The organism is Nocardiopsis nanhaiensis (genome assembly GCF_054778635.1).
This window is the reverse complement of the sequence record NZ_BAAGZJ010000023.1, coordinates 1-11688: the sequence shown is the minus strand read 5'-3', so window position 1 is coordinate 11688 and position 11688 is coordinate 1. Positions and strand designations below refer to the sequence as shown.

The window sequence follows — 11688 nt, the reverse complement described above, 5'->3', positions numbered from 1 at the left end:
ACACTTCGTCGTCGGCCCTCCGGGTGACCCGCACCTGGGAGTACCGCGAGGGGAGTAGCCGAAAGCCCGCCTCACGCGGGATGCGGGTTCAGCGGGGCGGACCTAAGGTGGCGGAATGACAGTCGGTATCCCGGACCGAGGTGCCGCGTTCGACATCTTGGTCGCGGGCGGAGTCCTCGTCCTGGTACTCGTCAACACCCTGCTCAACCAAGGCGGGATCACCCCCGTCGACCTCGTCCCGGCGTCGGGGGTCCTCGTCCTGGCCCTGCGGAACCGCACACCCAGGGCCGTGCTGGTCGCTTCGCTGGTCCTGCTCTTCGTCTACCTCGGACTCGACAACCTCGGGCCGGCGATGACCCTGCCTGCGCTCATCGCCCTGTTCACCACGGTCCGGACCGGGTACTGGAGGTTCGCCGTGGCGGTGATGGGGCCGGTTCTGGGCCTGGTCACGGTGGGGGTCCTGATCGAGGGTGAGGGCTCCCCGGAAGCGGCGGAGACGGCTTTCCTGCAGATCGGATGGTTCGTCGCCGCGGGTGTCATGGGCGCGGTGTTCCGAGAGTGGCGGGCCCGCACCCTGGAGGTCGAGGCGCGGGCTGCCGAGGCCGAGCGCACCCGGGAGGAGACGGCTCGGCGTCGCGCGGGAGAGGAGCGGCTGCGGATCGCCCGGGAACTCCACGACTCCCTCACCCACGCGATCTCCGTGATCAGAGTGCAGGCAGGCGTCGCGGTGCACCTGGCCCGCAAACGCGGAGAGGAGGTGCCCGAGGCGCTCACGATCATCGAGGAGGCCAGTGGGGCGGCCACCCGGGAACTGCGGGCCACCCTGGAGGTACTCCGAGACCAGGACCCCGGGGACGGCGGTGCCCACGTGACTTTGGCGCGTCTGGACGAACTGGCCGGCTCCGCGGGTGCGGCGGGTCCGGAAGTCGACGTGGAATTCGTGGGCCGACGGTTGGAACTGCCCGAGGTCGTCGACCGGGCCGCCTACCGGATCGTCCAGGAGGCGCTGACCAACGTCGCCCGGCACGCCGGGTCGGGTGCCCAGGCGAGGGTCCGGGTGCGGTACGGAACGGACACGGTCGCGGTGACCATCACCGACGACGGCCAAGCCCACCCGGGCAAGCTGCCCGAACCCGGTACCGGGACACTGGGGATGCGCGAACGGGTCACTGCCTTGGGCGGATGGTTCACCGCCGGACCCCAGGAGAGCGGCGGGTTCGAGGTGCGGGCGGAGCTGCCGCTGGACGGGGGAACGGTGTGATCCGAGTACTGCTGGTAGACGACCAACCGCTGATCAGAGCCGGGTTCCGTGCGCTGCTGGACGCCGAGGACGACCTCGAGGTCGTCGCGGAGGCGGCGGGCGGGGAGGAAGCCGTGGACGCGGCGACCCGGCAACTACCGGATGTGGCCCTGCTCGACATCCAGATGCCGGGCACCGACGGGATCGAGGCCACCCGCAGGATCGCCGCCGACCCCCGCTTGGACGGCACACGCGTGGTGATGCTGACCAACTACGGGTTCGACGAGCACGTCTACGATTCCCTGCGCGCCGGGGCCGCTGGTTTCCTGGTCAAGGACATCGACCCGGCTGACCTGCTGCACGGCGTGCGCACCGCCGCTCGCGGCGACGCCCTGCTCGCCCCCGCGATCACCCGGAGACTCATCCAGGAGTTCGTCGCTCGCCCTGTACGGCTGCCGAGCCCGGACGTGCTGGCTGAGCTCACCCACAGGGAGCGCGAGGTCCTGTCTTTGGTGGCGAAGGGGATGACCAACGACGAGATCGCCGTGCACATGGTGATCAGCCCGTCCACCGCCAAGACCCACGTGAGCCGCACAATGGTCAAGACCGGCGCCCGGGACCGGGCCCAGCTCGTGGTGCTGGCCTACGAGTCAGGCCTTGTGTCGGTACGGGGGGACTGAGCGGTACGGAGCCCTTCGAAGGCGATCCGGCTCAAAGCATCGGCGATCTCCTCGCACGCCAGGCCGCGGTCCGGCTTGTACCACTCCACAATCGAGTTGACCATGCCGAAGAGCAGCCGCGAAGCAACCGCGGGGTCGACATCGCTGCGGATGTCCCCGTCGACAACGCCCTCGCGCACCAGGTCCGCGATCAGGTGGTCGAACTGGCGCCGCCGCTCCAGCGCGCGCTTCTCCACCTCGGTATTGCCGCGCACCCTGAGCAGCAGCGTGACGTGGGGCAATTCCTCCACCAGCACCCGGACGCTGCCGCGCATCACGTGTTCGAGCCGGTCGATGGCGGGCCCCGCGGTCGCACCCTCCTCGCGGGTGACCTCGAACAGGGCGTCCATGGCCAGATCAAGGGACTGCCGCAGCAGCTCCGACTTGCCGGTGACGTGGTGGTAGATCGCGGACTTGGTCACGCCAAGGGCACGTGCCAGGTCCTCCATGCTCGTGCCGTCGTACCCGCGCTCGTTGAAAACACGAGCGGCAACACGCAACACGGACTCGGCGTCGTGCCCGGGCCGACCGGAACGTCGCCTGCCCTGGGCTGGGAAAGTTCGGGACACGGTTGCCAAATCTACCTTGTGCTGAGGACCGGAACAGGGACCACCGGCCACCCGGTCGGCGAGGGCTGTGCGCTCCAACCCACGGGAACGGCCTTGGCCAGGGTCCCGAACTGGACCAAAGGACCCAGAACCGCATACCGATTCCACTCATCCCATTGGCCCACTTTCATCTCCGGAGCGCAGAAAAGTTCACATCATGTAGAAAATATTCCCCTGGTTTCTCCGTCCCAGCGCCGCCCTAGCCAGGCAATATGCGATAAATGCTGGAAAAGCCTGCGAGGCGGACTTCAGGGTTCTATTCTCGTGCTGTCCCTGATGATTCGCCCTCGGAAGGAGTGCCGTGCTCGCCATCGAACAGCGGATGCGGGAGATGCTCCAGGCGCCCGGGATACGCAGTGTCTGCCTCGTGGACTGGTGCAGCGGTCGGGCTCTCAGCTGCGTAGGAATCGACGAGACCGACGAGGCCCCGGCTACGGCGGCGATTCTCCAGGCCATCAACGGTGGGCCGCTCTGCGCCGCGCAAGAAGCCGCGGAAGCCACCCTGCCGACCACCTCGCGAACAACTGCGCAGGCGATCGAGGACGTGGTTGTCACTGAGGAGCACGACCACCTTCTCTTCGCCGTTCTACGGGGCTCCGAATTCTGTGTCCAGGTGCGGCTGAGGCGGGATATGGGCAGTCTCGGGTTCGCTTTGCGGAAACTCCGCGACCTCGCCGACGACGTCGAATTTCCGCCTCGCCGGGTCGATGGGCACCCCGCCTCGGGCGGAGATCCGCCGAGCCGGGACAGCCAGGACGAGGCGCCGCCTCGCCGGAACAGCGGATCTCGGACGCATCCCCGATCCCGCCCCCGGGTGACGGTGGACCGTCCGGTGTTGGAACGGGTTCTGACGGCGCTCCGCTCCCTGGGCGTGGGGCGGGTCAGAACCGGACCGGTGGTCGTGTGACCGCTGGTCCTCCCCAGCGCCCCGAGAACTCCGACCACCCCCGGCTACCGAAATCCCACCACTGGGCTGCGGGGCTCCGCCGCTGGTTCGCCGACCGGAGAGCCCGCAGAGCGCTGCGGCGACTCAACCAAAGGAGAGAGAAAGACATGCCGAACATCGAAGCCGGGCTCAAGGACATGATGGAGACGGACGGGGCTATCGGCGCCGCCGTGGTCGACTACAGCAGCGGGATGGCGCTGGGCACGCTCTCCTCGACCAACAGCCTCGACCTCACCGTCGCCGCGGCGGGCAATACCGAGGTGGTCCGGGCGAAGATGCGGACCATGGACCAGCTGGGCCTGAACGACGCGATCGAGGACATCCTCATCACGCTCTCCGGCCAGTATCACGTGATCCGCCCGCTCACCAGCCGCAAGGGGCAGGGGCTCTTCCTCTACTTGGCCCTGGACAAGGGGCGGGGCAACCTGGCCTTGGCCCGGCACCGGCTGAAGGGCATCGAGGAGACCCTCGAAGTATGAGTAGCGAGGAGACCCTCGAAACCTGAGAGAGGTTGGGGGGTAGGGCGTGTTCGGTGGATGCTGCCCGTCGAGAAGGTGCTGCGCCGTAGGCGTCCGTTGAGGGTTGGTGGCGGGCGACGGGCGGGGGTGCTGCGCCGTAGGCGTCCGTTGAGGGTTGGTGGCGGGTGACGGGCGGGCGTGTCCAGTGGTGCTGGCACAAGGCCGAAGAAGGAGTTCCCCTGCTGTGCACTGCCTCGCAAGCTCGGCAGCATCGCACAGCGGGGCCCGCCCGGGTTCGGCTGTCGACTGAGAGATGCGCAGTGACAGTGCCGCTGGGGCGACGCGCAGCAGGGCATGTGTCCGCTGAACATGCCCTAGTATCCGCCTCGGGCGCGGTCTTCCCACACCCGAGTCCGATGGGGGAGAATGCCGGTGCCCACCCCCCCCAACCGCGCAGGGAGCCCGGAATGTTCCGGATCGCGATCAGTCGGCTCACCGACGAAGGCCGGCGCATCACTCCGGAACACCGGGGTACCGCCATGTCCGTGGACGAGGCGGTCCTCGCCCTCCGGGAGCATCTGCCCACCGTGGACACGAGCGCCTTCGGCAGCGACGCGGTCCAGCGCTCGGTGAACCGGGTGAACGACTTCCGCCACGACGTGGACACCGACGACGGCGGCCGCTACCGCGTGGTTATCGCCCCGATGATGTGACCCGCCCGGGCTCCGGAACGGCCCTTGTCTCCACCGCCCAGGCTCCGGCCCAGCCCATATCGCCTGCCCTCCCTGTTCTCCCCTAATCGGAACCGAAGGCCGAGTCGAAGGACTCCGAGGGCGGATCGAAGAGGTTGGCGCGCACGAACTGCACTGCTTCGGCCGCGCCGACGCGCCGGTCCATGCCCGCGTCCTCCCACTCGACGGAGACCGGTCCCTCGTAGCCGATCGAGTTGAGTACGCGGAAACTGGCCTCCCACGGCACGTCCCCGCGTCCGGTCGACACGAAGTCCCAGCCCCGTCGTGGGTCGCCCCACGGCAGATGGGAGCCGAGCCGTCCGTTGCGTCCGTTTCCCACCTGCTTTCGGGCGTCCTTGCAGTCCACGTGGTAGATGCGGTCCCGGAAGTCCCACAGGAAACCGACCGGGTCGATGTCCTGCCACACCATGTGGCTGGGGTCCCAGTTCAGGCCGAAGGCCTCTCGGTGCCCCACTGCCTCGAGCGCCGCCTGGGTCGACCAGTAGTCGTAGGCGATCTCCGACGGGTGCACCTCGTGCGCGAACCGCACCCCCACCTCGTCGAACACGTCCAGGATCGGGTTCCACCGGTCGGCGAAGTCCTGGTAGCCCGCCTGGATGACGTCGTCGCCCACGGGCGGGAACATCGCCACGTACTTCCAGTTCGCCGAACCCGTGAAGCCCACGACCGTGGACACTCCCAGTTTGGCGGCGGCCTTGGCGGTCGTCTTCATCTCCTCGGCGGCGCGCTGGCGGACGCCTTCCGGGTCACTGCTCCCATCGGCCTTCCCGTCCCCGGCTTCCCAGATGCGGGACGGCAGGATGTCCCGGTGCCGGTGGTCGATGGGGTCGTCGCACACCGCCTGTCCGAGGAGGTGGTTCGAGATCGCCCAGACACTGAGTCCGTGGCGCTTGAGGATGTCCAAACGGCCCCGGACGTAGTCGTCGTCCACGGCGGCGCGGGTGACGTCGAGGTGGTCGCCCCAGCAGGCGATCTCCAGTCCGTCGTAGCCCCATGACGAGGCGAGGGAGCACACTTCTTCGAAGGGCAGATCGGCCCACTGGCCGGTGAAGAGGGTGACCGGTCTGGTCATCGGGCTACCTCCATGGTGTTCGGGGTGGCTGGGGAGCGGGACCGTGATGGTGATCGGGTTTGTTGGCGCGCAGGGCGTCAGTGCGGAGTCGGCCCCGCCGGTGCCGGCACACCGACGAGGCCGAGCATGAGGTCGCGGACCTCGGTGGCCGCGACACGGCCCCGGGCGATGGGTTCGGTGCACAGCAGGAGGGGCCCGTCCTCGGGGTCGTCGTGCGGGCGCCCGTGCGTGCCCCGGACACAGCCCGGGTCCAGGGGAACGACGTTCATCGTGTAGCGCAGCCCGACCTTCTTCCGGACCAGGTTGGCCACGGCCCGCGCCTTGACCAACGGGTCCGCCGGGTTCAGGAAGAGTTCGGCCGGGTCGAATCCGGGCTTTCGGTGGATGTCGACGCCGCGCGCGAAGTCGGGGGCGGATTCGTCGCGCAGCCAGTAGTAGTACGTGAACCAGGCGCCGGGATCGGCGAACAGGACGAGCTCCCCGGAGCGTTCGTGGTCGAGCCCGTACCCGGCCTGGGCTTCCCGGTCGAGGACGAGGTCGACCCCGTCCAGCCCGGAGAGGAGTTCGGCGACTTTGGGTGTGTCGGAGGGGTCCCGGACGTAGACGTGCGCGCTCTGGTGGTCGGCGACGGCGAAGGCCCGGGAGGTCCACGGGTCCAGGTACTCCATCCCCTCCTGGGTGTAGACCTCCAGGAGGCCCGCGCTCCGCAGCGCTCGGTTGACGTGTACCGGTTTCTCGGCGGGGGTGATGCCGTACTCGCTGAGCACCATGACCGGGGTCCCCGCGGCCTCGGCGTCGTCCAGGAGCGGAGTGAGCGCGGTGTCCATGTCGCGGACCGCCTGCCGGGCCTGTTCGGACCCGGGGCCGAAACGCTGCAGGTCGTAGTCCAGGTGCGGGATGTAGCAGAGCGTGAGGTCGGCCCGGGGCAGGAGCTTGCGGGTGGCGGCGACGATCCATTCGGTGGAGCGGATGGAGGCGGTCGGCCCCCAGTAGTTGAACAGGGGGAACGGGCCGAGCTCCGAGGTGAGTTCGCCGTGCAGCTCGACCGGGCGGGCGTAGCAGTCCGGGGATTTGCGGCCGTCCGCGTGGTAGACGGGCCGTGGCGTGACGGTCCAGTCGGTGGTGGCGCCCATGGCGTACCACCAGCAGATGTTGGCGGTGCGGAAGCCGGGCCGGTGCCGGCGCGCGGTCTCCCACACCTTCTCCCCTTGAACCAGGCGGTTGTGCTGGCGCCACAGGTGGACCTCGCCCATGTCCCGGAAGAACCAGCCGTTGGCGACGGCGCCGTGCTCGGACGGCGCGGTACCGGTGAGGAAGGTGGACTGGACGGTGCAGGTGACTGCGGGCAGGACGGTGTCCAGGGGTGCCTGGCAGCCGCGCTCGGCGAGTGCGCGCAGGCGGGGGGCGTGTTCGAGGAGGCGCGGGGTCAGCCCGACCGCGTTGACGACGAGGAGGCGTCGGTCCTTGGCCATGGGAAGCGGTCCCTTTCGTGAATAACACGGTCGTGAACAGCACGGTCGTAAGCGGCAGGGTCGTAGTCGGTACGGTCGTCTACAGCACGTTGGGCGTCAGCGGTCACATCGGCGTCAGCCCGAGGCCGAGCAACCGGTCGCGGGCCCAGCCGACTTCGGCGGCGATGCCGGCGATCAGACCCTCCTCACCCACCGGCCTGCGGTCCTCCGGCAGCACCGACCAGGTGTAGGTCTCCACCTCGACGTGGTCGGTGCGCGCGCCATCGGGGCCGAGCAGCTGGGCAAGGCTCTCGGTGAGGTGGTTGGTGGTGCCGCGCAGCGGGGCGCCGACGGGGGTGTGCAGGGGCACGTGGAAGTGGGTGCGCCAAGGGCCGTCTCCCGCCAAAGGGTTCATCCCGGACAGCGCTTCTGGCAGGTCGTCGCGGCTCTCCTTGCGCCTGCCGACGAGTTCGCGCGTCTGGTGCAGGAAGCGGTCCTCCGCGAAGGCGCCCAGCGCCGCACGGGCGTCGGAGTCCGCGGGTTCGGTCACTTCGACGGCGGCCGAGGCCTGGACCTTGACCACCGGGAGCCCCGTGTCGGAGAGCAGGTCCAAGGACGCCTTCGGATCCTCGAACTCCGTCGCGGTGTGGCAGGTGTCCACGCACACGCCGATGTGCGGGGGGCGTGCGGCCAGCTGGCGGGCGGCGTCCCGGGTTGTCTCGATGACGCACCCGGGTTCCGGTTCGAGCCCCACCCGCACCGGACGGCCCTGGGCGGCCAGGCCGGACAGCACGTCGGACAGCTCGCCCAGGTGGCGCCGGGCCCGTTCCCACCGTTCCGGGTCCCAGGGCTCGCGCCACGCCAGCGGCAGGGTGGAGACGCTGCCCCGCGCTGCGTCGTCGGGCATGAGGCGGGCCAGGACCCGGGCGCAGTCCACGGTGTAGTCGAGCCGGGCCCGTTCGGTCCAGTCCGGGCGGTACACGGAGTGCTTGACCACGGGTGCGTGGAAGCCGGAGTAGGGGAAGGCGTTGAGGGTGACGGTCTCCAAACCGGCCTGTTCCAGCCCTTTCCGCAGCCGGTCGGTCTTGGCGGGGTCTGCGGCGAGTTCGCGGGCCAAGGGGGCGGGCAGCCACAGGCCGAGGCCGAGGCGGTCGGTTCCCAGGGCTGCCCGCACACCCCCGCCGAACGTCCGGATCTGCCGGAGGACGCCGTCGAGGTCCTCGGCGGGGTGGACGTTGGTGCAGTACGCCAGGTGGACGACGGTGCCGTCGGGGTGCAGGAACCTCACGTGCCACCACCCCCGTCCGGGCGCTCGCCGCTGTCCGGCCGTTCGCCGCGCAGGATCGAGTTCCCGGAGAAGGTGGCCCCAGCTGCGGCTCCGTCACCGCCCTCCAAAAGCAGCCGACCGCTCTGGGCGAAGAACTCCACCGGGTTGCGCCAGAGCACGCGGTCCACCTGGTCTTCGGTGAAGCCCGCCGCGAGCATCGCCTGCCCGGTGTAGAGGGTGGTCAGCGGGTCGCTGTGGCCCCAGTCCGCCGCGGAGTTGACGACAGTCCGGTCGAGCCCGAACTCGGAGAGGATCCGTACCATCCGCTCGGGGTCCATCTTGGTGTCGGGATAGATGGAGAAGCCCAGTGCACAGCCCGAGTCGCGCACCATCGCCACGGTGGTCTCGTTGAGGTGGTCCACGAGCACCCGCTCCGGGGCGATCCCGGACTCCTCGACCAGGCGGAGGGTGTGCCGAGTGCCCTCGACCTTGTCCCGGTGCGGTGTGTGCACGAGCACCGGGAGTTCGAACTCCTTCGCCAGTTCCAGCTGGTGGCGGAAGGCCTTCTCCTCTTCCGACGTCCGGGAATCGAAGCCGACCTCGCCGACCGCCACCACCCCGTCCTTGGCCAGGTAGCGGGGCAGGATGTCGAGTACCCCGGACAACCGGGGGTCGTTGGCCTCCTTGGGGTTGAGCGCGATCGTGCAGTGGTGCCGGATACCGAACTGCGCGGATCGGAAGCGCTCCCATCCGACGAGGCCGTCGAAGTAGTCGCGGAAGGAACCCGTGCTGGTGCGCGGCTGGCCCAGCCAGAAAGCCGGTTCGACCAGGGCGCGTACACCGGCCTCGTACATCGCCTGGTAGTCCGCGGTGGTCCGCGAGGTCATGTGGATGTGCGGGTCGAAGATACGCATGAGGCCTCCTTGTGGTGCTCGGGGAAGCGGTCCAGGACGGCGAGGGCATCGGCCGGTACGGCCCGGCCCGCCCGTTCGCGTTCGCGGGCGAAGTCCGCGCACATGCGGGCCAGCTCGGCGTCGGCACGGCCGGCCAAACCCGCCACCAGGCGCAGCGGGACTCCGACGAACAGGCACTTGAGTACGGTCTGGCGCCAGGAGTGGTCGTCGAGCAGGACCTGGGTCCCGCTGGCTGCCGCCGCCGCGACCAGCCGGGTGTCGTTGGTCCGCATCGCGTCCGCCAGCAGTGTGCGGACGGTGTCGGCCGCCTCGGGCACCTCCAGTACCCCGGCGTCCAGCGAGTCCAGTCCGTACAGGACCGCGCGCCGTTCGTCGGCGTCGCCGTACTCGTAGAGGTCGTGCACTTCCAAGGCCAGGTCGCCCGGTGGCAGGACCTCCGACAGCGCACGGAGCAGCTCCACGCGCACCAGGTCCTCGATCGCGGGTCCCTCGGTTCCGGTGGGGTCGCCGGAGGGACCGGGTCCGCGGGCGACCCGGCGGGCGGCGGCGGGGAAGAGCACGGCGATCCGCTGGGGCCGTTCGGACACCTCGGTGCGCAGTTCGGCGAGGACCGCACGGGCGTCGGGGGCGAGGGCGTCCAAGGCGCCCAAGGTGTCACGAGCATCCGGGGGCCGGCTCTCGTCCATCGGGGTCACGTCCCCTCCCGAGTCGGGGACCCCTCGCGGGCCGCCCTCTCCCTGACCAGTTCCCAGGCCGCGTCGAGCGCCCGCTTGGAGCGCTCGGCGACGAGGGGCGCAGCGTGTCCGTGCCGTGGCAGTTCGACCGCGGCCAGGCCCGTGTACCCGGCCCGGTCCAAGGCCCCCAGCACGCCGGGCAGGTCGATGTCGCCCTCACCGAACTCCAGGTGTTCGTGCACGCGGGGGCGCATGTCGTCGAGTTGTACGTTGGCGATGAGCGCCCCGGCGCGTGCGACCGCGCCCTCGGGGCCGTCCGGTTCGTTGCACACCCCGTGCCCCACGTCGAGGGTCACCCGGAGCCGCTCGGGGCCTCCGAGTCTGCGCCGCAACTCCAGCACGTCCGCCAACCGCTCCGCGAACATGCCGGGCTCCGGCTCGAAGGCGAGGTCCACACCGTGCTCATCCGCCGTGACCAGTACCTTCTCCACACCCGAGGTGAGCCGGTCCCACCCCTGCTCGGAGTCGGTCCCCTCGGGAAGGATGCCGGACCAGAAGGACACCGCTTCGGCGCCCAGTTCCGCGGCGATCCGGACCGACCGGCGCAGCAGGTCCACCCGCACGTCGCGGTCATGCTCCGAGACGAGTGTGGGTTCGTGTTTGCGGCGCGGGTCCAGGAGGTACCTGGCTCCGGTCTCCACGACCACCGCCAGATCCAGCGCGGACAGCCTGCGGCCGAGCGCGCTCACCCGGGCTTTCACGTCCAGTGAGAACGGGTCGAGGTGCGGGTGGTCAAGGGTCAGGCCGACCCCCTCGTAGCCGAGGTCGGCGATGATCGCCAAGGCGTCGTCGATCCGGTGGTCCCAGAAGCCGTTGGTACCGTAACCGAACCTCATGTCACCGACACCGCCTTGGACGCCTTCGCGGCCACGGGTGCGCCTACCGCGAGCGCGCAGGCCGTCCCCGGAGCCCCGTACCTGGACAGCAGGGCCGCCTGGAGCGGGATCATCCCCCGGATTCCCACGCCCGTCGCGGACCGGGCGTTCTCGGCGACCGGTTCGGCCAGGGCCCGGCACTGGGCCAGGCCGACGGTCGCGGCGAAGGCGCCCGCGAATCCGCCCGCCGCCACCTCCGACACCGAGGCGCGCACGGTGCCGGGGGCTGTGCGGGACGGGTAGGCGGCCACCGCTGCCCCGGCCAGGGTGCAGGTGAGGGCCGCGGCGGCGGTCCCGGGCCGGGTTCCGTGCACCTCGCCCCGGCTCAGCGCGGTGACCCCCAAGGTGTGCACGGCCATGGCCAGGGCGGGTCGTGCGGCCTCGCGCGGGCGCTCACCCGCGCCGAGCAGCACGTCCAGGCCCCGGTTGGCCGCCATGCCCAGCGGGGACAGCGGGGTGGGTTTGAGGACCAGGTCGTAGGTCCACACGGAGGCGGCGAGGGCGGAGGCGACCAGCGCTGAGCGGCGCCCGCCGGCAAGCGCGGCCGCGCCCACCCCGGCCGCCGTGAGCCCGGCCGCGATCCCCAGGGCCTGGCCCGGTTCCACCGCCCCCGAGGGGATGGGGCGTTCCGGGCGCTCGACCGCGTCCAACT

At 70.3% G+C, this 11688-nt stretch carries 13 protein-coding genes; 5 read left to right on the top strand and 8 right to left on the bottom strand.

Translation table 11 applies throughout. From position 1 onward, the window contains the following. Positions 1-115 precede the first annotated feature (115 nt). Together ACYVD1_RS13240 and ACYVD1_RS13235 are read left to right on the top strand one after the other, a co-directional pair. The gene (locus ACYVD1_RS13240) at positions 116-1261 is read left to right on the top strand and encodes a sensor histidine kinase (protein ID WP_460771892.1); all 1146 of its coding nucleotides are present in this window, start codon (positions 116-118) and stop codon (positions 1259-1261) included. Next, a complete protein-coding gene (locus tag ACYVD1_RS13235; protein WP_460771891.1) occupies positions 1258-1920 on the top strand; it encodes a response regulator in 663 nt (220 codons plus the stop codon). The genes ACYVD1_RS13240 and ACYVD1_RS13235 overlap by 4 nt, the downstream gene beginning before the upstream one ends. On the opposite strand, the gene ACYVD1_RS13230 is transcribed toward ACYVD1_RS13235, so the two are convergent. Continuing rightward, positions 1884-2462: a TetR/AcrR family transcriptional regulator gene (locus tag ACYVD1_RS13230; RefSeq protein ID WP_460771967.1), complete on the bottom strand. Its 579-nt coding sequence runs from the start codon at positions 2460-2462 to the stop codon at positions 1884-1886. The genes ACYVD1_RS13235 and ACYVD1_RS13230 overlap by 37 nt on opposite strands. A gap of 406 nt (positions 2463-2868) precedes the next feature. On the opposite strand from ACYVD1_RS13230, the gene ACYVD1_RS13225 reads away from it, so the two are divergent. The 3 genes from ACYVD1_RS13225 (at position 2869) to ACYVD1_RS13215 (ending at position 4684) form a co-directional block, all read left to right on the top strand. Beyond that, entirely contained in the window at positions 2869-3474 is a 606-nt protein-coding gene (locus tag ACYVD1_RS13225) for a hypothetical protein (protein ID WP_460771890.1), read from the top strand. A 146-nt stretch (positions 3475-3620) separates the two neighbouring features. Next, positions 3621-3992, top strand: a complete 372-nt coding sequence (locus ACYVD1_RS13220; RefSeq protein WP_460751508.1) for a hypothetical protein — start codon at positions 3621-3623, stop codon at positions 3990-3992. A 446-nt stretch (positions 3993-4438) separates the two neighbouring features. Next, a complete protein-coding gene (locus ACYVD1_RS13215; protein WP_460771889.1) occupies positions 4439-4684 on the top strand; it encodes a hypothetical protein in 246 nt (81 codons plus the stop codon). Positions 4685-4766: 82 nt separating this feature from the next. Here the strand turns inward: ACYVD1_RS13215 and ACYVD1_RS13210 are convergent, their stop codons facing one another. From ACYVD1_RS13210 to ACYVD1_RS13180, 7 genes are all read right to left on the bottom strand, one after another. Beyond that, positions 4767-5795, bottom strand: a complete 1029-nt coding sequence (locus tag ACYVD1_RS13210) for a sugar phosphate isomerase/epimerase family protein (protein ID WP_460771888.1) — start codon at positions 5793-5795, stop codon at positions 4767-4769. Between the two features lie 77 nt (positions 5796-5872). Then, on the bottom strand, positions 5873-7267 hold the full coding sequence (locus ACYVD1_RS13205) for an alkaline phosphatase family protein (protein ID WP_460771887.1): 1395 nt from the start codon (positions 7265-7267) through the stop codon (positions 5873-5875). A 103-nt stretch (positions 7268-7370) separates the two neighbouring features. After that, complete coding sequence (gene eboE, locus ACYVD1_RS13200; RefSeq protein WP_460771886.1) at positions 7371-8534, bottom strand: metabolite traffic protein EboE; 1164 nt, start codon at positions 8532-8534, stop codon at positions 7371-7373. After that, entirely contained in the window at positions 8531-9427 is an 897-nt protein-coding gene (locus ACYVD1_RS13195; protein WP_460771885.1) for a TatD family hydrolase, read from the bottom strand. The genes eboE and ACYVD1_RS13195 overlap by 4 nt, the downstream gene beginning before the upstream one ends. Beyond that, a complete protein-coding gene (locus ACYVD1_RS13190; RefSeq protein ID WP_460771966.1) occupies positions 9397-10113 on the bottom strand; it encodes an EboA domain-containing protein in 717 nt (238 codons plus the stop codon). Before ACYVD1_RS13190 ends, ACYVD1_RS13195 begins: the two co-directional genes overlap by 31 nt. A gap of 5 nt (positions 10114-10118) precedes the next feature. Continuing rightward, positions 10119-10997, bottom strand: a complete 879-nt coding sequence (locus ACYVD1_RS13185; protein WP_460771884.1) for a sugar phosphate isomerase/epimerase family protein — start codon at positions 10995-10997, stop codon at positions 10119-10121. After that, on the bottom strand, positions 10994-11688 hold a 695-nt coding region (locus tag ACYVD1_RS13180; protein ID WP_460771883.1), incomplete at its 5' end, for a UbiA family prenyltransferase. The genes ACYVD1_RS13185 and ACYVD1_RS13180, both read right to left, overlap by 4 nt.

Bases quoted from the DNA above. Each gene is read 5' to 3' on its own strand.
- ACYVD1_RS13240 (WP_460771892.1), top strand. From the start codon at position 116: ATGACAGTCGGTATCCCGGACCGAGGTGCCGCGTTCGACATCTTGGTC.
- ACYVD1_RS13220 (WP_460751508.1), top strand. From the start codon at position 3,621: ATGCCGAACATCGAAGCCGGGCTCAAGGACATGATGGAGACGGACGGG.
- ACYVD1_RS13215 (WP_460771889.1), top strand. From the start codon at position 4,439: ATGTTCCGGATCGCGATCAGTCGGCTCACCGACGAAGGCCGGCGCATC.
- ACYVD1_RS13210 (WP_460771888.1), bottom strand. From the start codon at position 5,795: ATGACCAGACCGGTCACCCTCTTCACCGGCCAGTGGGCCGATCTGCCC.
- ACYVD1_RS13205 (WP_460771887.1), bottom strand. From the start codon at position 7,267: ATGGCCAAGGACCGACGCCTCCTCGTCGTCAACGCGGTCGGGCTGACC.
- ACYVD1_RS13195 (WP_460771885.1), bottom strand. From the start codon at position 9,427: ATGCGTATCTTCGACCCGCACATCCACATGACCTCGCGGACCACCGCG.
- ACYVD1_RS13190 (WP_460771966.1), bottom strand. From the start codon at position 10,113: ATGGACGAGAGCCGGCCCCCGGATGCTCGTGACACCTTGGGCGCCTTG.
- ACYVD1_RS13185 (WP_460771884.1), bottom strand. From the start codon at position 10,997: ATGAGGTTCGGTTACGGTACCAACGGCTTCTGGGACCACCGGATCGAC.